18 protein-coding genes are annotated in these 22,126 nt (G+C 53.3%); 12 read left to right on the forward strand and 6 right to left on the reverse strand.

Translation table 11 applies throughout. The features are described from left to right. Positions 1–289: 289 nt before the first annotated feature. The 6 genes from BIZ37_RS12195 to hemB all read left to right on the forward strand — a co-directional run bounded on the left by BIZ37_RS12195 (position 290) and on the right by hemB (position 7,631). Positions 290–2,008, forward strand: a complete 1,719-nt coding sequence (locus tag BIZ37_RS12195; RefSeq protein WP_107300328.1) for an ABC transporter ATP-binding protein — start codon at positions 290–292, stop codon at positions 2,006–2,008. 93 nt (positions 2,009–2,101) lie between these two features. Next, entirely contained in the window at positions 2,102–3,658 is a 1,557-nt protein-coding gene (locus BIZ37_RS12200) for an ABC transporter substrate-binding protein (protein ID WP_187461736.1), read from the forward strand. Positions 3,659–3,744: 86 nt separating this feature from the next. Then, the gene (locus BIZ37_RS12205) at positions 3,745–4,722 is read left to right on the forward strand and encodes an ABC transporter permease (RefSeq protein WP_107300326.1); all 978 of its coding nucleotides are present in this window, start codon (positions 3,745–3,747) and stop codon (positions 4,720–4,722) included. A gap of 3 nt (positions 4,723–4,725) precedes the next feature. Next, positions 4,726–5,667: an ABC transporter permease gene (locus BIZ37_RS12210; RefSeq protein WP_187461737.1), complete on the forward strand. Its 942-nt coding sequence runs from the start codon at positions 4,726–4,728 to the stop codon at positions 5,665–5,667. A 64-nt stretch (positions 5,668–5,731) separates the two neighbouring features. Next, on the forward strand, positions 5,732–6,529 hold the full coding sequence (tatD, locus tag BIZ37_RS12215) for a 3'-5' ssDNA/RNA exonuclease TatD (protein ID WP_187461750.1): 798 nt from the start codon (positions 5,732–5,734) through the stop codon (positions 6,527–6,529). 49 nt (positions 6,530–6,578) lie between these two features. Next, entirely contained in the window at positions 6,579–7,631 is a 1,053-nt protein-coding gene (hemB, locus tag BIZ37_RS12220) for a porphobilinogen synthase (protein WP_107300323.1), read from the forward strand. An 80-nt stretch (positions 7,632–7,711) separates the two neighbouring features. Here the strand turns inward: hemB and asnC are convergent, their stop codons facing one another. Next, the gene (gene asnC, locus BIZ37_RS12225; protein ID WP_107300322.1) at positions 7,712–8,173 is read right to left on the reverse strand and encodes a transcriptional regulator AsnC; all 462 of its coding nucleotides are present in this window, start codon (positions 8,171–8,173) and stop codon (positions 7,712–7,714) included. A 137-nt stretch (positions 8,174–8,310) separates the two neighbouring features. Here asnC and BIZ37_RS12230 point away from each other — a divergent pair, with 137 nt between their 5' ends. The 3 genes from BIZ37_RS12230 to BIZ37_RS12240 all read left to right on the forward strand — a co-directional run bounded on the left by BIZ37_RS12230 (position 8,311) and on the right by BIZ37_RS12240 (position 12,829). Then, positions 8,311–11,442, forward strand: a complete 3,132-nt coding sequence (locus tag BIZ37_RS12230; RefSeq protein ID WP_187461738.1) for an ABC transporter substrate binding protein — start codon at positions 8,311–8,313, stop codon at positions 11,440–11,442. Positions 11,443–11,502: 60 nt separating this feature from the next. Further along, a complete protein-coding gene (locus tag BIZ37_RS12235; RefSeq protein ID WP_107300320.1) occupies positions 11,503–12,273 on the forward strand; it encodes a class I SAM-dependent methyltransferase in 771 nt (256 codons plus the stop codon). An 82-nt stretch (positions 12,274–12,355) separates the two neighbouring features. Further along, the gene (locus BIZ37_RS12240) at positions 12,356–12,829 is read left to right on the forward strand and encodes a hypothetical protein (RefSeq protein WP_187461739.1); all 474 of its coding nucleotides are present in this window, start codon (positions 12,356–12,358) and stop codon (positions 12,827–12,829) included. 350 nt (positions 12,830–13,179) lie between these two features. Here BIZ37_RS12240 and BIZ37_RS12245 read toward each other — a convergent pair whose 3' ends face one another. Genes BIZ37_RS12245 through hemC form a run of 4 tightly spaced genes read right to left on the reverse strand, consistent with a single transcriptional unit; the run spans position 13,180 to position 17,276 of the window. After that, positions 13,180–14,367 (reverse strand): heme biosynthesis protein HemY, encoded by a 1,188-nt coding sequence (locus tag BIZ37_RS12245; protein WP_187461740.1) that lies wholly within the window; start codon positions 14,365–14,367, stop codon positions 13,180–13,182. Further along, positions 14,364–15,584: a uroporphyrinogen-III C-methyltransferase gene (gene hemX, locus BIZ37_RS12250; protein ID WP_187461741.1), complete on the reverse strand. Its 1,221-nt coding sequence runs from the start codon at positions 15,582–15,584 to the stop codon at positions 14,364–14,366. Before hemX ends, BIZ37_RS12245 begins: the two co-directional genes overlap by 4 nt. Then, positions 15,577–16,344 carry a uroporphyrinogen-III synthase gene (locus BIZ37_RS12255; protein WP_187461742.1) on the reverse strand — a complete coding sequence of 256 codons (768 nt, stop codon included), beginning with the start codon at positions 16,342–16,344 and terminating at the stop codon, positions 15,577–15,579. The genes hemX and BIZ37_RS12255 overlap by 8 nt, the downstream gene beginning before the upstream one ends. Continuing rightward, positions 16,344–17,276, reverse strand: a complete 933-nt coding sequence (hemC, locus tag BIZ37_RS12260; RefSeq protein ID WP_187461743.1) for a hydroxymethylbilane synthase — start codon at positions 17,274–17,276, stop codon at positions 16,344–16,346. Before hemC ends, BIZ37_RS12255 begins: the two co-directional genes overlap by 1 nt. Before the next feature lie 411 nt (positions 17,277–17,687). Between hemC and BIZ37_RS12265 the strand changes: the two genes are divergently transcribed. Further along, a complete protein-coding gene (locus tag BIZ37_RS12265) occupies positions 17,688–20,246 on the forward strand; it encodes a class I adenylate cyclase (RefSeq protein ID WP_107300314.1) in 2,559 nt (852 codons plus the stop codon). An 81-nt stretch (positions 20,247–20,327) separates the two neighbouring features. Here the strand turns inward: BIZ37_RS12265 and cyaY are convergent, their stop codons facing one another. After that, positions 20,328–20,639: an iron donor protein CyaY gene (gene cyaY, locus BIZ37_RS12270; protein ID WP_107300313.1), complete on the reverse strand. Its 312-nt coding sequence runs from the start codon at positions 20,637–20,639 to the stop codon at positions 20,328–20,330. A 78-nt stretch (positions 20,640–20,717) separates the two neighbouring features. Between cyaY and BIZ37_RS12275 the strand changes: the two genes are divergently transcribed. Continuing rightward, positions 20,718–20,837 carry a lipoprotein gene (locus tag BIZ37_RS12275; RefSeq protein WP_187461744.1) on the forward strand — a complete coding sequence of 40 codons (120 nt, stop codon included), beginning with the start codon at positions 20,718–20,720 and terminating at the stop codon, positions 20,835–20,837. A gap of 26 nt (positions 20,838–20,863) precedes the next feature. Beyond that, a complete protein-coding gene (gene lysA / locus BIZ37_RS12280) occupies positions 20,864–22,117 on the forward strand; it encodes a diaminopimelate decarboxylase (RefSeq protein ID WP_107300311.1) in 1,254 nt (417 codons plus the stop codon). The last annotated feature ends 9 nt before the right edge of the window (positions 22,118–22,126 follow it).

Raw genomic sequence — 22,126 nt, forward strand, 5'->3', positions numbered from 1 at the left:
TGTTAGCTATATCATATAACTGGATTTGCAGTCGCTTTCACTGCTAGTTATCTGTGTTATGTGTGGTGGTCTTACCTGCATTTGCTCCTGATTTCTTACTCTTCTTTCTCGCAATGTGATTATTTATTCTTTTTTTATTCGTTTTGCTGGTTTTTACGAATGCATTGTTGATTTTTTGTGAAATATTTGACAGATTGTGTTCTGAACATATATTCAGCAAATTATGCTGAAAGAAGGGATTCAATTTTTCAGACAGGGCAGAACACTGCCAAGCAGTTGGGGTCTGGTAATGGCTTTATTGGAAGTAAAAAACCTGCGTATCGAATACCCATCACGACATGGGGTTCATGCGGCAGTGAAATCGCTCTCGTTTTCGATTGAGCGAGGGGAGATTGTCGGCGTGGTCGGTGAGTCCGGCGCCGGTAAATCAACCGTGGGTAATGCGGTGATTGATTTGCTCAGCCCCCCGGGCCGGGTGGCGAGTGGTGATGTTTTCCTTGATGGTGAGCTGATTTCGGGCCTAACACCGGAGCAGATGCGCTCGGTTCGTGGGTCGAAAATTGGTTTTATCTTTCAGGACCCAATGACCTCGCTCAACCCATTGTTTACGGTTGAGCAGCAGCTGACAGAGACCATAGTGACTAACCTCAAGGTGAGTCAGGAAGAGGCCGTCAAGCGTGCCATCAATTTGATGGAACAGGTCGGGATCCCGCAACCTGAGTTACGTATCAAGCAGTATCCGCACCAATTTTCCGGTGGTATGCGTCAGCGCGTCGTGATTGCCATTGCCTTGGCCGGTGAGCCGGACCTTATTATTGCCGATGAGCCGACGACGGCACTGGATGTCTCTATCCAGGACCAAATCCTCAACCTAATTCGTGAACTTTGTCAGAAGAAAAACGTTGGCTGTATGCTGGTGACCCACGACATGGGTGTCGTCTCCAACGTCACTGACCGAGTGGCTGTGATGTACCGTGGTGACCTGGTGGAAATGGGCGATACCGAGCAGGTTTTGTGCCGTCCTAACCACCCGTACACCCAGAGCCTGATTTCTGCTGTGCCGCGCTCGGATATCAAACTCAAGCGCTTCCCGCTGGTGAGCTACATCGAAGAAGCCCAGGAAATGAGCCAATTGGATGTGAAGAACCACTGGCTTGGCCAAAGTGAAGACCAGCGCAGTTATACCGGTGCCTTGTTACAGGTAGAAAACGTTAACCTGCGTTTTGTCACCAAGGACTCTTTCTTCGAGAGTCGCCGTGAATATGTCCAGGCCAACAATGATGTCAGCTTTGAAATCTTTGAGGGTGAAACCTTTGGCCTGGTGGGTGAATCGGGCTCCGGCAAGTCGACCATTGCCAGGGCGATCACTGGCTTGTACCCGCCTAACTCCGGCAAAATTACCTTTGAGGGCGTTGACCTGACAGCCCTCAAGAACGAAGCTGAGCGCCGCCCATTGCGTCGTCAGATGCAGATGGTGTTCCAGAACCCATATACCTCGATGAACCCGCGGATGAAGATCGCCGATATCATCGCCGAGCCTATCCGTTTCCACAAATTGACTGAAAGCGAGAGCCAGACCCGCCAGATCGTCAATGATCTGCTCGATCATGTCGGTTTGGGCAGTGCATCCGGTGTGAAGTACCCGCATGAGTTCTCCGGTGGCCAGCGCCAGCGGATATCAATTGCTAGGGCCCTGGCAACCCGTCCCCGCCTATTGATTTGTGATGAGCCGACCTCAGCATTGGATGTGTCGGTACAGGCGCAAATTCTTAACCTGCTTAAAGACCTTCAGGATGAGCTGAACCTGACTATGTTGTTTATCAGCCATGACCTCCCGGTGATCCGCCAGATGTGTGACCGGATTGGGGTGATGCAAAAGGGGACCTTGCTTGAGGTGGCCCCAACAGAACAACTGTTTACGGCGCCACAACACCCATACAGCCGCCAGTTGATCTCGCTGATGCCTGAGTTCAAGGGCATGAGTCAGGAAGGACTGAAGTTAGCTTAATCCATTCAAGCCGCTGGCAACAGCGGCATCCGGACATAACAAAAGCAAACACAACAGCAAGGGAGTTACCTCCCCGCATAAAGGAGCTATGCAATGAAAACCATCAAGACCAAATTGGCCGTTGCCCTAATGGCTGCCGGCCTGAGTTTTAGTGCCGCTGCTGCCGAAATCAAAGTTGCCTATGACGCAGATCCAGTATCACTTGATCCGCATGAGCAACTGTCTGGCGGTACGATGCAGCTATCTCACATGGTTTTTGATCCACTCATCCGCTTTACCCAGGATATGGAGTTCGAGCCGCGTCTTGCAGAGAGCTGGGATCGTGTTGATAACGAAACAATGCGCTTTAACCTACGCAAAGGTGTGAAGTTCCATTCCGGCAATGAGCTGACTGCTGATGATGTGGTATGGACGTTTGCCCGCCTGAAAGAATCCCCTGACTTCAAGGGTATCTTCGAGCCACTACTGTCTTTGACCAAGGTTGATGACTACACGGTTGAGATCAAAACTGACGGTACCTACCCGCTGGTAGAGAACGTAGCCACTTACATCTTCCCGATGGACAGCAAGTTCTACACCGGTAAAACGGCTGACGGCAAAGACAAAGCGGAGTTGGTGAAGCACGGTAACTCTTTTGCTTCCGGCAACATTTCAGGTACGGGTCCATTTATCGTGACATCCCGTGAGCAGGGTGTAAAAGTTGAGTTTGAACGCTTTGCCGACTACTGGGACAAAGGCTCCGAGGGTAATGTCGACAAGCTGACCCTTGTTCCTATCAAAGAAGATGCGACCCGTGTTGCCGCCCTGCTGTCTGGTGGTGTCGATATGATTGCTCCGGTTGGCCCTAACGACTACAACCGTATTGAGCGTTCGAAGGATGTCGAACTGATCACCATGCCGGGTACCCGTATCATCACTTTCCAGATGAACCAGAACTCCAACGAAGCACTGAAGGATGTCCGTGTTCGTCAGGCGATCGTTTACGCGATTAACAACGAGGGTATCGCCAAGCGTGTCATGAAAGGTGCAGCAACGGCTGCAGGCCAGCAGAGCCCAGTGGGTTACGCGGGTTATGACGAGAGCCTAGCTCCTCGCTTTGATGTTGAAAAAGCCAAGCAGCTGATGAAAGAAGCGGGCTACGAAAATGGCTTTACCCTAACCATGATGTCGCCGAACAACCGTTATGTGAATGATGACAAGATTTCACAGGCTGCGGCAGCGATGCTGGCGAAAATTGGTATCAAGGTTGACCTCAAGACCCTGCCAAAAGCCCAGTACTGGCCTGAGTTCGATGTCTGTGCGGCAGACATGATGATGATTGGCTGGCATCCGGACACAGAGGATTCGGCGAACTTTACCGAGTTCCTGACCATGACCCGTGATGAAGGCACAGGTAAAGGCCAGTACAACTGTGGCCACTACTCAAACAAAGAAGTGGACCAGTTGATTATTGATGCCAACAAAGAAACCGACCTAGAGAAGCGCAGCGCGATGCTCAAGAAGGTTGAAGAGCTACTGTACAACGATGCCGCGTTTGTTCCGCTGCACTGGCAGGACCCATCTTGGGCTGCCAAAACCAATCTCAAGATTGGCTCGATTGTTAACGGTATGAACTTCCCGTACTTCGGCGACTTGGTTGTTGAAGAGTAATAGCACTACCGCTGCCGGGTAACCGGCAGCTTGTCAGCACCGGCATCGGCCGGTGCTGTTTTTAAGGATGAAAAAAGGGGCAGGGAATGTTTACGTTTCTGGTCAAGCGCCTGTTTCAGGCACTGATAGTGATGTTTGTGATCAGTCTGGTGGCGTTTGCCATTCAGGATAACCTTGGCGACCCGCTGCGAGAGCTGGTGGGGCAGTCGGTATCAGAAGCTGAACGTCAACAACTTCGTGACGAGCTGGGTCTCAACGATCCGTTTATCGTCAAGTACAGCCGGTTTGTCGGAGATGCGCTGCAAGGCGACCTGGGTACATCTTATTTCTTCAAGCGCCCGGCGGCCGAGGTGATCCTCGATAAACTCGTGCCTACCCTGGAGCTGGTGTTCGGGGCAACCCTGATAATTATCGTGGTGTCGATCCCGCTCGGGGTTTATTCGGCAATCCACCCTCATAGCTTTTTCACCAAAGTGGTGATGGCCTTCAGTAGTATCGGTATTTCCATTCCGGTCTTCTTGACCGCAATTATGCTGATGTATGTCTTCTCGATAGAGCTCGGCTGGTTGCCATCCTACGGGCGGGGTGAAACCGCCAATGTCCTTGGCTGGGACTCGGGCTACTTTACCCTTGATGGGCTGCGCCACCTGGTGCTGCCGTGTATCGCGCTGGCATCAATCATGCTGCCGCTATTTATCCGTCTGGTACGCTCCGAGATGCTGGAGGTGCTGAGCTCGGAATACATCAAATTTGCCAAGGCCAAGGGCCTGGCAATGAACAAAATCTATTACCAGCATGCCCTGAAAAATACCATGCTGCCGGTACTGACGGTCGGTGGCGTCCAGATCGGTACCATGGTTGCCTATACCATTTTGACCGAGACCGTATTCCAATGGCCGGGTATGGGCTTCCTGTTCCTTGAGGCGATCAACCGGGTCGATACTCCGCTGATCACCGCCTACGTTATTTTTGTCGGCCTGATTTTCGTGGTCACCAACACCATTGTTGACCTGATGTATGGCCTGGTAAACCCGACTGTAAACCTGACTGGCAAGGGAGAGTAAGTTATGAGTAGTACCACAGTCGCTGCCCCAAGCCGTTGGGAGCGTTTCAAGCAGTCAGATTTCCTGTATTACTTCCGCCGCGACAAAGTGGCAATGGTCAGCTTTGCCGTCTTTATGGTGTTTGCCGTCTCGGCGCTGATGGCCCCGGTGATTGCGCCGACCAACCCATATGATCTGTCGACCATAGATATCATGGACTCCGAGCTGCCGCCTTCTTGGATGGATGAGGGTGACAGCCGCTTCCTGCTGGGTACCGATAACCAGGGTAGGGATATCTTCTCGACTATCCTGTATGGTTCGCGCCTGTCGCTGACTATCGGTTTGCTGGCGGTTGGCCTGCAACTGGTGCTGGGGGTTGTGATTGGTTTGAGTGCCGGTTATTTCGGTGGCCGGGTTGATAGCTTCCTGATGCGCTTTGCCGATGTCCAGCTGTCATTCTCGACCATGATGGTGGCCATTATTGTCTCGGCGATTTTCCGCACGGCACTTGGCTCCGAGCTGTTTGCCCAGTATGCGGTGGTGATGCTGGTGGTGATCATCGGTATTGCCGAGTGGCCCCAGTACGCGCGGACAGTCAGGGCGTCGGTGTTGGCCGAGAAGAAAAAGGAATATGTTGAAGCGGCCAAGGTGATGGGCTTCAAAGCCCCGAGGATCATGTTCCGCCATATCCTGCCGAACTGCCTGTCGCCAATCTTGGTGATCTCAACGGTACAGGTTGCCAACGCCATCATGTCGGAAGCGGCGCTGTCCTTCCTAGGCCTTGGCCTTCCGGTTGACCAGCCGTCATTGGGCTCGCTGATCAGCATTGGCTTCAACTATATCTTCTCAGGTTCGTGGTGGATCACAGCCTTCCCTGGATTGGTACTGGTCGCCTTGGTATTGGTGATTAACCTGCTGGGTGACTGGTTGCGGGACGTGTTCAACCCGAAAATTTACAAAGGGTGATAGCAATACGCCTCGATATTCATTAAGTTGTTCCCATTGCTTAAGAAAATGAGTGGCAACAACGATGATTGATATCGGTGTAAACCTAACCAACAGCCGGTTCGATAAAGACCGCGACGAGGTCGTGGCGCGCGCCAAAGCAGCGGGTGTCCACGGCCTTGTTCTTACCGGTACCAGTATCGAAGAAAGCAAGCAGGCCCTAGAGATGGCCCGTCAGTGGCCGGGATATACCTTCAGTACAGCTGGCGTCCACCCTCATGATGCCAAAACCGTCTTGGATTTGGCTTTGCCAGAGATCCGTGAATTGGCCGCCCACCCCGAAGTTGTCGCTATCGGTGAGTGCGGACTCGATTTTAACCGTGACTTTTCGCCAAGGCCGCAGCAAGAGGCCGTCTTTGAAGCCCAACTGGCGATGGCTGCAGAGCTCAATATGCCGGTGTTCATGCACTGCCGTGATGCCCATGAGCGCTTTATAGCGCTTCTAAAGCCGTGGCGTGAAAAATTGCCGGCGGCGGTATTGCACTGCTTTACCGGTACCCGGGAAGAACTGGCTGACTGCCTGGCGCTGGACTTGCACATCGGCATCACAGGTTGGGTCTGTGACGAGCGCCGGGGCACCGAATTGCGGGAAATTGTCGGTGATATTCCTGATAACCGTTTAATGGTAGAAACCGACTGCCCCTATCTGTTGCCACGGGATTACCGGCCAAAGCCGAAATCCAGCCGCAACGAGCCTAAGTTCTTGCCCCATATCGCATCAGTGATTGCCGAGTGCCGCGGCCAGCAACCCGAGCAGGTGATGGCCAATGCTTATGTTACCACTCAGGCATTTTTCAATATCGGATCACCTTCCGCCGAGTGAGGGTGATATGATCCATATAAAGCGAATTAACCCATAAAAGGAGTATGCAGTGTCTGTATCTATCCAGGGCGCGTTTCCAGCACGCCGTATGCGTCGTATGCGTAAGCATGATTTCAGCCGCCGTCTAATGGCAGAAAATCAGATCTCTGTGAATGACCTGATTTACCCAATGTTTATCCTGATGGGTAAAAACCGTCGTGAAACGGTTGATTCCATGCCGGGGATCGAGCGCCTGTCGATTGACCTGATGCTTCAGGAAGCGGAATACCTGGCTACACTGGGTGTGCCGGCGATTGCCCTGTTCCCTGTGGTATCGCAAGACTTCAAGTCAACCTGTGCTGCGGAAGCGTTCAACCCGGAAGGTTTGGTCCAGCGTGCCGTGCGCCTGCTTAAAGAGCATGTGCCGCAGATGGGCGTGATCACCGATGTTGCCCTCGACCCGTTCACTATCCATGGTCAGGATGGCATCATCGATGAAGACGGCTATGTGATTAATGACGTTACGACTGAAGTGCTGATCAAGCAAGCTTTGTCCCATGCAGAAGCGGGAGCTGATGTTGTTGCGCCATCGGATATGATGGACGGCCGTATCGGTGCTATCCGTGAAGCGTTGGAAGAAGCGGGCCATGTGCATACCCAAATCATGGCTTATTCTGCCAAGTATGCGTCGAACTACTACGGTCCGTTCCGTGATGCGGTCGGCTCGGCGGGTAACTTAAAAGGTGGCGACAAGAAGACTTACCAGATGGATCCGGCCAACACAGACGAAGCACTTCATGAGGTTGCAATGGACGTCAATGAAGGTGCCGATATGGTGATGGTTAAGCCGGGGATGCCATACCTGGATGTGGTTCGCCGGGTGAAGAGCGAGTTGCAGGTACCGACGTTTGCTTACCAGGTCTCCGGTGAGTACGCGATGCACATGGCGGCAATCCAGAACGGTTGGCTCAAAGAGCGCGAGACCGTGATGGAGTCATTGTTGTGCTTCAAGCGTGCCGGTGCCGATGGTGTCCTGACTTACTTTGCCAAGGCAGTGGCCGAGTGGTTGGCAGAAGATGCCGCAGCGCGCCAGGCCGAATTGGACAAACTTAGCGAGCAGTAATGTAAGTGTTTACTTACTGATAAGATTAGGTAGGGCCAGCGTGAAAACGCTGGCCTTTTTATTGTGCCTGTCTTTTCGAACTAGGGTTTGACGTTACGGTTGATCGGGTTTTGTAGCGAAATCAGGGTTTCGGTTGACTGGACTTCGTCGATAGCCTGCAGTTTGTCGATCAGCACGTATTGCAACTCTTCGATCGATTTGCACATCAGTTTGACGAAGATATTGTAGGCCCCGGTGGTGTAGTAAGCTTCGACCACTTCATCGAGTTCGTTGAGCTTGCGTAGGGCCGAGTGGTAGTCCCGTGCGGCATTGAGGTTGATACCAATAAAGCAGCATACATCGTAACCAAGCAGTTTGGGATTGATAATCACCTCGGTACCGGTGATGATTTCGGCAGCACGCATTTTTTCGACCCGGACATGGACCGTCGCCGGGCTGACATTGAACCGCTTGGCCATTTCGGCATAGGGGGTGCGGGCATCGTTCATCAGGGTATTGAGGATTTCGCGGTCGAGATCATCAATTCTAATCTGGCTGGTCATGGTAGAAGCAATCCTTGGTTTATACGTGCTTGTTCATATCTTATACTGTCGCCCAGTTATGTCGCTAAATTATATTAAAAAATTATCGTTTGGCCTGCTTCTGGCCCTGCAACTGATAGACAGGACCCCTGATCTTTATGCGCTTGATTGCTTTTCTGTTTTTTCTTGGCTGGTTACCACTTCAAGCCTCGGCCTATGACACCTTGGTGATCCACTCCTACCATAAGGGGATGCGCTGGACAGACGGGATTCAGGCCGGGCTTGAGTCGGTCGCTAATAACCAGGGTGTTTCGCTCCATGTCAATTACATGGACAGCAAGCGCTACCAATCACCGGCATACCTTAATGAACTGTTGGATATCTACCGGACAAAGCTGCTGCGGGAGAATTACAAGGCTATCGTTGCGACGGATGACAATGCCCTGTGGCTAATCAACCAACTGTCGGATGAAGTCGGTGAGACGCCGGTTATCCTAGCGGGCATCAATGACTACCACCCCCAGAAGCACAGGCGGTTGAAAAACGTCATTGGTATCCTTGACCAGACGGATGCCGCGGCCAATATCAGCCTGGCGCTATCGGTCCAGCCGGATCTGCAAACTATTTATGTCTTGGCAGACAATACCGTGACCGGGCGGGCATTGTGGAAAGGGGTCCGTGAATTTCTTGACGTCAACTTCCTCAACCTCGAGGTGGTCCGTATCCAGGATGGCAGTTTTGAGGAGATTCTCGCCCAATCAGAACATTTACCACCCCGCTCAGCCATTTTGTTTTTGAGCTATTTCCAAGATAGCCAGGGCCATTACAAGAACAGTGGTGAGTTTCTCGAACAATTGACAGGGCGGGCAGCAGCACCTGTGTACGCCTCCTATAAGTACATGCTCAACCATGGCGTGGTCGGTGGTGTCATGGTGGGTGGTTATGACAAAGGCCGACAGATTGGCAAGATGCTGGTCAAACTGCTCGATGGTAAAGTCACCCGCTTTCCGACCTTTATTCGCAGCAACGGCAAAGAAATCTTTAACTACCCCGAGGTTGCCCGTTGGGGGTTGGAAATTGACAACAATGAGACCCTTATCATTAACCAGCCGCAGAGTTGGTTTCACCGTTACCAGAATGAAATCAGGGTATTGACGGTTGCCCTGAGCGTGATGGGGGGCGTTATCGCCCTGCTGGTGATGGTGATCCGCAGGCTACGCAAAGGGGAGCAACGGCTGCAGCAGAGCCGGGCCCTGTTTGAAGGGGTCTTCGATCAGAGCTTCCAGTTCATCGGTATCTTCGACAAGGCGGGGATGCTGGTATCGGGCAACCTCGCGTTGCATGAGTTGGTAGGGCGCTCTGTGGTCAAGTATGACCGGCCATTATGGCGATGGTATTGCTGGAGCCCGGAAGCCGCCCTTAAATTAAGCCGCGCGGTGACCCAAGCATGCAGCCAGCCTGTGCGAATGGAAATCGATATCCAGAGCCAGGAGGATGGCTGCCGGGTTTTGGATATAGTGATCAAGCGTTTGCCAGCAGGGGAGAGCGGTGAGGTGCAACTGTTGCTAGAGGCCCGTGATGTGACAGCCCGCCACCAAATGGAGGAGAAGCTGCGTGAGCGTGAGGCTAGCTACCGTTTGCTCTACGAGCAACAGCCAGTGATGCTGCTGACAGTCGACCGCCAGTCCCGGATCCAATCAGTCAATCAATTTGCCGCCGATCTACTTGGCTACAGCAAACGGGATTTGCTCGGCCATAAGGTTGCCAATTTCTATGAAGGGGATGAACCGGTTCCGCAGCGTTATATTAGCTCGGCGCTGGATAATGTGGGCCAGCGGGTATGGCGGCGCCAGCTGCGTTATTGTTGCGAGGATGGCCGCACAGTATGGATCCGAGAGACGATACGCCAGGCACAAAACCGCCAGTTGCTGGTGGTCGGGGAAGATATCACCTCGACCCGAGAGCTAGAAGAACAGCTTGCCTATCAGGCCTGCCATGATTACCTGACCGATTTATACAACCGTAACCATTTTGAGCAGTCGCTAGAAAAGGCATTGGCAGAGGCCCGTGAGCACCAGGCCCAGCACGCGATGCTCTACATTGATTTGGACCAGTTCAAAATCATCAATGATACTGCCGGCCATGAAGCCGGTGATGAGGCACTTAAACAGGTGGCCATGCTGCTCAAGGGGATCACCCCTGCTGGGGCTGTGTTGTCCCGTCTTGGTGGGGATGAGTTTGCTGTGATCCTGACCGACTGCCAATTGGTTGAGGCAGTAGCGTTCGGGCGCGAAATCTTGCATTTGCTCGAAGAGAGCGAGTTTTACTGGCAGACCGCCCGTTTTAGTTTCAGCGCTTCTATAGGCCTGAGGATGATTGACGAAACCGCGGGCTCAACCCAGCAAGTGCACGCCCAGGCCGATACTGCGTGTTATGCCGCCAAAGATGAAGGCCGTAACCGCCTCCATGTCTACCATCCTGATGATGAAGAGCTGCGGCGCCGTGAACTGGAAATGGAGTGTGTTAACCTCATCCGCAAGGCCTTGTCCGAGCAACGGCTTGAGCTCTATGCCCAGCCGATCTCTCCCCTTGGTGTAAATAGCCAGGGCCTGCACTATGAAGTGTTGGTCCGGATCCGTAACGATGATGGCGAGATGATTTCTCCGGGTTTGTTTATGCCGGCAGCTGAGCGCTACAACCTGGCCCACCGGATTGACCGCTATGTTGTCAGCGCAGTGATAGGCTGGCTGGAGTCCCATCCGGAGGCTGTCGCATCTTTGGATATGTGCGCCATTAACCTCTCGGGCCAGTCAATTGGCGATCGTGATTTCGTCCATTTCCTGCAGGACAAAATCCGCCACTCGTCGATACCGGCGCATAAACTTTGTTTGGAAATTACCGAAACGGCCGCCATTGGTAATATGAGTGAGGCAATTCGCTCCTTTACCTTGCTCAAAGAGCTGGGCTGCCGCATTTCACTGGACGACTTTGGCTCTGGGTTATCCTCTTTTGGCTACTTGAAGCGGATGCCGGTCGATATCATCAAGATTGATGGTATGTTTGTCCGAGATATCGCCGACGATGAAGTGGATTTTGCCATGGTGAAGGCGATCAATGATCTGGCCAAGAAGATGGGCAAACAGACGGTAGCGGAGTTTGTCGAGAATGAGGCAATCCTTGCCAGGCTCGGTGAGCTCGGCGTGGATTATGCTCAGGGTTACCTGTTTGGCCGTCCGCAACCTTTATCCCAATTGGTCGCTCAATTGAGCCAGCGAGAAGAGGTGGTATAATCCGCCGCCTAATGCTTGCCTTATGTGGCTGGCAGGCCCTGTATTTACCGGAGTGTGCGTGTGCAACTAGCCTTAATTTGTGAGTCCCCTGAACGTCAACCTGAACTGGATCTGCTGGCAGAACGCTGGGGGCTATCCCATGATCCTGACAGCGAGTTTGCCTTGGTACTGACAGCTGAGCGGCTGGAACTGCGCAAGCTCGATGAACCTAAATTGGGTGCAGTATATGTTGACCTTGCAGGTGGCGCAGTGGCGCACCGTCGCAAGTTTGGTGGTGGCCGCGGGCAGGCAATTGCCAAAGCGGTAGGCCTTAAGGGTGGGGTAACGCCGACGGTTGTCGATGGTACCGCTGGCCTTGGGCGAGATGCTTTTGTCTTGGCGTCGCTGGGCTGCAAAGTGCAGATGGTCGAGCGTCATCCGGTGGTAGCCGCGTTGCTCGATGATGGTTTGGCCCGAGCGAAAGCGGACAGTGAAATCGGTGGCTGGATCAGCGAGCGGATGACCCTACTGCATGCCTCGAGCCACAATGCGCTGGAGCAATTGGCTGCCGACCCCGACTTCGTTGCACCGGATGTGGTGTACCTTGACCCTATGTACCCGCACAAGAAAAAATCGGCCTTGGTGAAAAAGGAAATGCGGGTCTTCCAGACATTGGTTGGTGCCGATCTCGATGCCGATGGCTTGTTGGCCCCCGCATTGGCGTTGGCGACCAAGCGGGTCGTGGTCAAACGTCCGGACTATGCGGAGTTTTTGGCAGGGCAAAAACCGGCTACTGCGATTGAGACCAAGAAAAATCGTTTTGATGTCTATGTAAAAGCAGCGATGAAGTAGCGTTCCTTTGATAGCGGCGGTATATTGTAAATGAGAATAGTTACTCCGGTCGGACCTTGACCGGGCAGCCGGAGATGAGGGAATGGCAAAGTCGTTATGTAAATACCGCCGGGTTGAAATCGCAGCCCAGTTTTCCACTATCAGCCGGATTGTTAGTACTGCCAACTATATGTGCAGCAGCTGTACCCGGGTAGCGTCAGAGAAAGCTTATTTGTGTAAGCCCAGTGCCCTTAAACGGCCTACCGAAATGACTCATGTGGTGAAACCGAGCCTGACGTCGGTTGAGACTGCAACTGTGTCTGAATTGCCTCAGGTAGCTCCGTTGCCTAGAGGGGCGGCACAGGTTGCTGCCGTGGCAACTGAGTTGGATGTTCCTGCGCCTGTTATAGCCTCCCACCCGGCAGTGGTTGCAAGCCGTAAAGAGGCCAAGAAGAAAGCCAAGCAGCTTAAAAAATTGAAGAAATTAGCGAAGAAGCAGAAGAAGCAACTCAAGAAAGCCATGAAGACGACCCGTCGCTACCACAAGGCGCTGGAAGAAGTACAAGCGTCGATTTAATTGTAAAATTCGGACATAAAAAAACCTCCTGGCGGAGGTTTTTTTGTTCTGGGCAATTATGATTCTTTGATCAGTACTGCAGTCATTAGGCAGGTGATCACAGAAACAATAATGCCAGAAACGATTAACCAAGGAAGCATATCCATAGTTAGGTATCCATCTGTTGAGCAACGGGAACCCCTATTGAAACCTGTTTACAAAATGCTAGCAATGGGATGGATATAGGTTGAAACGCCTGTTAACAATTAGAAACAAATATCCGTAATAGGACACACAAACCATTGCTTTTGAGTATAAAAAAGCACCCTTCCGGGTGCTTTTTAATTGCAAAATGTTATGTTGCTTTTTTGTTAACTTTTGGCCGGTAGCGCCAATGTTAGGGCCTGGCGGGACAGCTCGGCAGCGCCTTGCTTGTCATCCAGTTGCTCCATCACCTCAACCAGGTAGCCATAGTCAGCCACATCACTGCGCAGGGCGATTGCTTTCTCGAAATGCTCCTTGGCCTCTTCCAGCTTGCCTTCACGCATTAACAGCTGGCCCAGGGCACTGTGGGTGCTCGGGTTGCTGCTGTCATAGCGAAGTAAGTCCTGCAGGCGAACAATAGCTGGGTGGTTGTCGGCCAGTTTTAGCGCTGGGACAAGGTTGATCAGCGACTCGTCATTGTTCTTCTTTAGTGCGTCACGAAGAACGGTATACGCTTCGCTGTCGGCATTGTACTGGCTCATGAGCTTGACGAAGCAGGCAACCAGATCAGGACGGGCCTTGGTCTTGCGGTTCAGGCTGTTCCAATGCCCCATCAACCCTTCGCTACCTTGCTGCTTAGCGATATGGTGCATGATGCCACACTCGGCTTTGGCTTCTAGTTTGGCAGCTTCTTCTGCATCTATCACGCCAGCTTTCTCAAGCTGGGGCAGCAGGGCGAGAAGAGGTTTCCAATCTTCCAGACGGACGTAACAGTCTTTGAGTAGGGTCAGCAATACAGGGTTGCGTCCATGGTCGCGCTTGATGCCCTGCAAGGTAGCTACAGCCTGCTCGAATTGTTGCTGGCGGTACTGGAGCTTGGCACGGGTCAGGGCAACCGCCAGGCTTTGGCCATCGATATCAGCGGCCAATTTCAGGTACTCGTCACGTTGGCTAGCGTCACCTTGGCCCTGGGCGGCTTCGGCGGCGGCTAGGTAGTTAAGTAGCGGAGCGTCACTGTGCTTGGCGGATTTGACAACCAGTTTCTCAGCTTGCTTCCAATCACCTTCGATAACCTTGGTCAGGCCTTCAGAGGTTTGCAGGCGTGCTTTGCGGGTCTTGCGGCCCGAGAACCAGCCGCGGGTTGAACTACCCAGCGAGAACAAGCGCTTGAGGATATTCTCCAGTAGGAAAAAAGCACCGAACAGGACAACCACCAAGATGATCAGGGTGGTCAGGCTCATTTCTACCGTTTGGTTGGCCGCAGAGATCAGTACGTAGCCTTGGTTACCGGCCAGCATTGGACCGACAACGATACCGGCGATCAGTGCGGCAACCAGCAATAGCAGTTTGATCATGCAGGGTTCTCCTCTGTGCTAAGCGGTTTCACCTGCTGGCGTAGGCGCTCGCTGATGGTATCGGTGATCAGCGCCTGGGACTGCAGCTTGCTTGGGTAGTCAGCTTCGATGTTCTCTTGGCCGAGTGCTTCTAGTGTACTGATGAAGCTCTGAACCGCAGGATCTTCCATATTGTAGAACTGCTCGGCCCAGTCTTTAGCCATCGCCAGTGAGGTGGTGTAAAGCTCACCCTGCTCGCGGTATACCGACTTGATGGCGGTTTCTAGCTTGGACTTGATGTTTTCCTGCAGGTAGAAGTCCTGCTTCGGTGTCAGTAGCGGGATCACGCTGCCGTCACGCTGACGATAAGTGATGAAGTGGTCACTGAAGTTTTTCAGTGAGGTCTTCAGGTTTTGCTTCCAGTCGTCAACAGATGCTGAGATTTCGGTTGACTCGACAGCTTCAGCTTCAGGCAGGATGGCATTGGCCAGTGGCAGCTTGCCAATTTCTTCCTGTAGGCTGGTTAGGCGTAGGACAAGGCCATCGCGGTCAACACGGGCAACGCCTTTCAGGGCGGTAATATCGGTGTGCATTGCCTGGCGGATAGGGGTCAGGCTAGGGTCGTTGAGCTCAGCAATGCGGTGGTCGGCAGATTCCAGCAAGATAGTCGCACTGACAGTGTCGTGCTCGAGCCACAGTTTGCGGCCAGCCATCTTGACCAGGTAGTCCGCTTCGGCCAGCAGCCAGTCGTTCGGGCGGCGGCCTTTCATTTCAGCAAGCGCCATCTGCAAGCCGGTAATAGACTTGTCCTGCTGCTCGATCGATGTCTCGGTGCGCTGCAGGCTGCTGTTCACTTGGCTTAATGTTTCTTGCTGGGAAGTCTTGAGAGATGACTGGAGCTGGGATTGAAGCTGGGAAATTTCCTGCTTCAGGGCGGTCATTTGGTTGTTTTGGGCTAGGGTCTGCTGGTGGCCGTGGTAGTAAAGGCCGGCTCCTAGGGCAATGACCAGTGCGATAGCAATGGCACCCGTTTTGCTGCCTCCCTGTTTTTCGCTCGGTTGACTGGCTGGTACAGCAGGCTGGGCTGCTTTTTCCTGTTTCTCAGGCGCTGGTTTTTTTTCTGGGGCAGGTTTTGGCGCTTGTGCCTTGGCACTGGCTTGTCCTTGCTTATTAGTGTTGTTCGCTGCGGATTGTTGCTTATCTGCAGGGTTTTCATTATTGGTTTTTTTATCAGTCATCCGATTTTCCCATTGTGCCTATTTTGCTTAGGGTCGTGAACAGTGGGCCGTTAGCCGCACTTCCCACATTGGAAATTAAACGAAAACCAAGCCCGAGGGCTTGATCGGCGATTCGCTGGCTTGGTACGAATAGCTGGCAGTTAAGAAACCAAGCCTTGGCGCTGTCTGGTATGAGCTTGACCAACTGGTCAAGTTGCTCACCACTGGTGACCACCAGGGTGTCAACATTGGCCTGCTGCCAATTCCGGCTCAGGGCCGGGCCATCAAGCGGTAACCAGCTGCGCTGGTATGTCTCGCAATAGGAGACATCGGCCCCACTTTGGCATAGACGCTGGTATATCAACTCGCGTCCGCCATTGCCCCGTAGAATGAGCGCTCGGCGCCCAGCCACATCAGACAATATCGGTAAGGCCAATAGACCCTCACTGTCACTGCGCTCAGACGGTGTCTGGACTGATTGTCCTGTATAGTCTTGCAGCGCGGCGGCGGTTTTCTGGCCGACCGCTATATAATGCACGTTTTTTGGCCAGCTGGCACCTACCGACATCATGTAATTGTGCGCTAGGTTGGCTGCGTGAACACTGACGGCAATCAGGAAATCGCCATTTTGCAGTTGTGAGAGGGCATTGGGTAGGTCTTGCAGTTGCTGCCCCGGCTGAATTTCCAGCAGGGGCTGGGCAATGGCACTGATCCCCGCAGCAGTCAGCTGTTGGGTTAGCTGGTGGCATTCCGGTGCCGGGCGGGTGATCAGTATTGTCATCAGGCGTTGCCGTACAGCTCGTCGAGGATAGCCTTGGCACCATCGCCTAGCAGTTGGTCGGCCAACTGAACGCCGAGTTGTTCGGCATCGTCGCGGTGGCCACGGATCTCGCCGCGGACAATCTGGCTGCCATCGGGCTCGCCAACGAGGGCGCGAAGCCAAATTTGGTCGCCTTCCAGCACTGAATAGCTGCCGATTGGCACCTGGCAGCCACCTTGCAGGCGGTTGTTCATCGCACGCTCGCACAGAACACGGGTTTCTGTGTCACGGTGGTTGAGGGCATCTAGCAGTTGGCGGACACGTTCGTCATCCAAACGGCATTCGATACCGACGGCACCCTGGCCAACAGCCGGTAGGCTAGTTTCCGGCGCGATAGCATCACGGATGCGGTCTTCCATCTTCAGGCGCTTGAGGCCGGCACAGGCCAAAATAATGGCATCGTATTCCCCGTCATCCAATTTGCGTAGGCGGGTATTGACGTTGCCGCGTAGGTCTTTGACAACCAGGTCAGGACGCTGGGCACGTAACTGGCATTGGCGGCGAAGGCTTGAGGTACCAACCACGGCACCAGCAGGCAACTGCTCTAGATTGTCGTATTGGTTGGACACAAAGGCATCACGCGGATCTTCGCGCTCGCAGATGGTGACCAGCCCCAACCCTTCAGGGAACTCTACCGGAACGTCTTTCATTGAGTGAACGGCAATATCGGCGCGGCCTTCCAGCATCGCGACTTCCAGTTCTTTGACAAATAGCCCTTTACCACCCACTTTGGCGAGTGGGGTGTCGAGAATAATATCGCCTTTGGTGACCATAGGAACCAGTTCGACTTGTAGGCCCGGGTGGGCTTGTTCCAAGGCTGCTTTGACAAATTCGGCTTGCCACATAGCCAATGGGCTCTTGCGCGTGGCAATACGGATTGGAGTATCGGTCATAGGATCGGATCCATATATTTAGTTGGGCACTGACATTATTGTTTCTAATCCTACCACTACTGGGCGGGGATGGTAATTGATGTGTTGCGGTCAGTGCGTTGGGGCAATATTGTCTTGCCATAAACTGTGATTAATGTGATATTGGTCACATATGTCCTTGGCGGTATACAGAAAGCCGATCGTAAAGTGGCGGTTTGGTGAACTTGTACTAGCTTGAGGGGAGACGACTACGGAAAGGTCAGCTGGCAACATTTCAGTCCATTCATAAATTGTCATAAAACGGCACTATCTTTACGGTTAATACAAAAACTGTTAGATTGATCACGTTTTTACTCCTGGTTCGAGCCATCTCAACCGCTTTAATGACAAGATTTGGGCCGCTCTCAAGCTGGTAGCTCTTGGAAGAGTAATTTGCAGAACTATATCGAAACGCTTAAAGGTAGACTGGATCAGCTCAACGAGCTAAGGCTCGAGCGCGCACGTGCTGCGATGACACCTCAGTCTGTTCAGGTTTTTAACCTGTTACCGGTTCTACTTCACTATAATCACCCGGCGGTACCTGGCTATCTTGATCAGGACGTTCCGGTGGGGATTGCGTCTTTTACTGCCTCCGAGCAGCAGCAACAGTTGATTGACGACTGTGGCTTGGCTTGTGCTACCCCAATTTCACCTCCTGTTGTTGATATTTTCCCTATCCAGGGCCTCTATGCCATGGGCAGTACGGCCTCGTTGGGCCAGAGCCTGACCAGCGACCTGGATATCTGGGTGTGTATCCGTACCGATATGCCTGCAGAAAGCCGTCAGGCGCTGGAAGCCAAGTGTGCGGTGATCTCAGAGTGGGCATTGGCGCAGGGCGTTGAGGCCAACTTCTTCCTTATTGACGAAAACCGTTTCCGCGATAACTTCTCCGAGCAGATGACCGGTGAGAACTGTGGCTCAAGCCAGCACCTGTTGTTGTTGGATGAGTTCTACCGTTCAGCGGTGAACCTGGCCGGCCAGCGCCTGCTTTGGTTCATGGTGCCGCCAGAAATGGAGGAGTGTTACGATGACTACATCTGCTATCTGGAAGATGGCGGGTATATCCATCGTGATGAATGGATTGATTTTGGTGGCCTGTCGCGTATTCCTGCCGAGGAATACTTTGGCTCCAGCCTGTGGCAGCTTTACAAGAGTATCGACTCACCGTACAAGTCGGTGTTGAAAGCGATCTTGCTTGAAGCTTATTCCTGGGAATACCCGCATACCCAACTGCTCAGTGTCGACGGCAAACGCCGCTTCTTCGCGATCGACCGCACTGAGTTCTGTATGGATGCGTATTACCTGATGCTGGAGAAGGTGACCCGCTACCTCGAGCGCATCGATGATCACCGTCGCCTCGACTTGGTCCGCCGTTGTTTCTACCTCAAGACCCATGAAAAGCTGACCCGCGAGCCGGCGTCTGGCTCAGTACCGTGGCGCCGCAAGGTGTTGCAGGAGCTGACCGATGAATGGCAGTGGCCGCAAGAGGTGCTTGTCGAGCTCGACCGTCGCCGTGACTGGAAGGTCGAGCAGGTCAAGAGCGCGCACAACGAATTGCTTGATGCCCTGATGCTCAGCTACCGTAACCTGATCCGGTTTGCCCGCCGTAACAATATTACCTCGGCGATCAGCCCGGAAGATATCAGTATCCTGGCGCGTAAGCTGTATGCCGCGTTCGAGGTACTGCCGGGTAAGGTAACCTTGCTCAACCCGCAGTTGTCTCCGGATTTGCACGAGCAGGACCTGAGCCTGATCCAGGTACCGGCGGGTCGTACCAATACCGCAGGCTGGTACCTTTACAAGCAGTCGCTGGATCCGATCGCCATCATGGGGCGCCCGGCGCTGGAGCATAACCGCTACCTCAGCAAACTGGTGGCGTGGGCCTATTTCAATGGCTTGCTGACCGAATCAACCTGCCTGCACAACGTTGTTCGCAACTCGGCAGTGGATATCGACAAGCTTTACCAGCTAGTGAGCGACATCCGAAACACGTTCCCGATCCGTCGACCGCAGCCGAGCCTGCAGGCACTGTCGAGCCCGTGTGAGATCCGCCAGCTAGGCTTGTTCATTAACTTGGAAAACGACCCGACCACCCGGCTTCGCAACCGCTCGGTTAAATTCGATTTCAAGAATACTGACATCTTCAGCTATGGCCCTGATCAGATGTGTTTGGTCGGCAGTGTCGATTTGGTGTACCGCAACTCGTGGAACGAAGTGCGTACCCTGAATTTCACCGGCGATAATGCCATGCTCGATGCGCTGAAGACGGTGCTGGGCAAGATGCACCAGGATGCGCTGCCGCCTGAGTCGGTGGACGTATTCTGTTACAGCAAGCACATGCGCGGTTTGATCCGTAACTTGGTGTATCAGTTGGTGGCCGAGTGTATCGAGATGCGCCTCAAGCCGGTTGAGCAGGAAAAACGCCGTCGCTTCAAGGCGATCCGTATTGCCCGCCAGACCCATGGTTTGTTCTTCGAGCGCCGTGGTGTATCGGTCCAGAAGCTGGAAAATTCGGTCGATTTCTACAGTTGTATCTCGACCAATAAGTTGTTGGGTTCGGCTAACCTTGTGATGGGCAAGACCGACGAGCCGCATCCGCCAGAAATCGTTGATGCTTATGCCAGTGAGGGGCTGATCCAGTTCTTCTTCGAAGACTGCGATTCAGGCTTCAATATCTATATCCTCGATGAGTCGAACCGGATTGAGGTATATCGCCAGTGCAGCGGCGACAAAGACGAGATGGTACATGGGGTGAACCGTTTTTATACCTCGGCCCACGACCGTTTCAGCTACAGTGCGAACTTTATCAACTTTAACCTGCCGCAGTTCTACGACATTGTGCATAGCGAGAGCGGTGAGCCGCAGGTACTGCCATACAAGAGTGGCCAGCAGCCGTCGCGCCGTCCGGTCGTGGCACCTCAGCCGTTGATGAATGCCAATATGACGCGCTAAGGCGCAGGCGACCCACGCATCAAAAAACAAAGCGGAAGCCATAGGGCTTCCGCTTTTTGTTTGGGCTCTCTTTGACTGGGATCACCAGTCGACGGTTTCACCGGCGTGCAGCGAGCATTCCTGTTTCACCAAAGCGATCAGCTCGTTACCGCTGCGGGTACAGCGCCACTCGCCATCGTTGTACTTGAAGTGGTAGCCACCGGATTTCGACGCCAGCCAGATCTCGTGTAGCGGTTCCTGGCGGTTGATCACGATTTGGCTGCGGTTTTCAAATTCCAGCGTCAGTACGTTGCCGGTGGTCTCGTATTCGATGTCGGCACCGGATTCGTCGATGCCTTCTTCGATGCTCATCAGCACTTCATCTGCTAACTTATGAAATTCTGTATCATTCATCCCCGATCGTCCTATTGCTTTTCCTAGTGTGGGTGCGATTATAGAGGGCAATGAAATGATAATCACTGGCTTTCAAAAATGCGTAAAGGTTTATTAGCAATTTTGGTGCTGGGCGTACTGGCCCTCACCGGTTGTGGTCAAAGCGGACCACTGTACATGCCTGACGACAACGAGCAGCAACAGCAAAACGATCAATAAACGGTTCAGACAGGGAAGAGACTACATTGGATTACTTTAATTATCAGCAAGATGGCCAACTATGGGCCGAAGACATTCCACTGGCCGAACTGGCTGACCGTTTTGGCACACCGCTCTATGTATATTCGCGTGCGACGCTGGAGCGTCATTGGCATGCGTTTGACCAGGCGGTGGCCGATCACCCACACCTGATCTGCTATGCCGTCAAGGCCAACTCCAACATCGGGGTACTTAACGTGCTGGCACGGCTTGGCTCGGGCTTCGATATTGTCTCGGGTGGTGAACTTGAGCGGGTGGTTGCCGCCGGTGGCGATCCGGCCAAGGTTGTTTTCTCTGGTGTCGGTAAGACAGCGGCGGAAATGAAACGGGCGCTGGAGCTTGGTATCAAGTGCTTCAATGTAGAATCTGAGCCTGAGCTGGAGCGCCTCAACCAAGTGGCAGGCGAACTGGGTAAGGTGGCGCCGATTTCACTGCGTATCAACCCGGATGTCGATGCCCAGACCCACCCGTATATCTCAACCGGCCTGCGTGATAACAAGTTCGGTATTGCCTTTGACCGGGCGCCAGAGGTCTACCGTTTGGCCCACAGCCTACCTCACCTTGACGTCACAGGGATGGACTGCCACATCGGCTCGCAGTTGACTGCCATTGATCCGTTTATCGATGCGACTGACCGTTTGTTGGCCCTGATTGATACCCTCAAAGAGGAAGGTATTGTCATCCACCACCTTGATGTGGGTGGTGGCTTGGGTGTGACCTACAGTGACGAGCGCCCGCCTCAGCCATCGGAATATGCCAAGGCCTTGATGGAGCGTTTGACCGAGCATCGTGACCTTGAGTTGATCTTCGAGCCGGGCCGTGCAATTGCAGCGAATGCCGGTGTGATGCTGACCCAGGTGGAATACCTCAAGCATACCGAGCACAAGAACTTTGCCATTGTCGATGCGGCGATGAATGACATGATCCGTCCGACGCTGTACCAAGCGTGGCAAGATATCGTGCCAGTTGCCCCGCGTGAAGGTGAGAAGGTGACTTATGATCTGGTGGGGCCTATCTGTGAGACGGGTGACTTCATCGGTAAGGATCGCCAGCTATGCCTTGAAACGGGGGATTTGTTGGCGGTACGTTCGGCGGGGGCCTATGGTTTTGTGATGTCTTCGAACTACAACACCCGTACCCGCGCGGCAGAGATCATGGTTGATGGCAACCAGGCCCATGTGGTGCGCGAGCGTGAAGAGCTGGCGCAGCTATGGCAGTCTGAGCATCTGCTGCCGGAATAATGAGAAGGG

Origin of the sequence: Photobacterium sp. BZF1 (genome assembly GCF_014349205.1) — a bacterium.
Taxonomy (GTDB): domain Bacteria; phylum Pseudomonadota; class Gammaproteobacteria; order Enterobacterales; family Vibrionaceae; genus Photobacterium.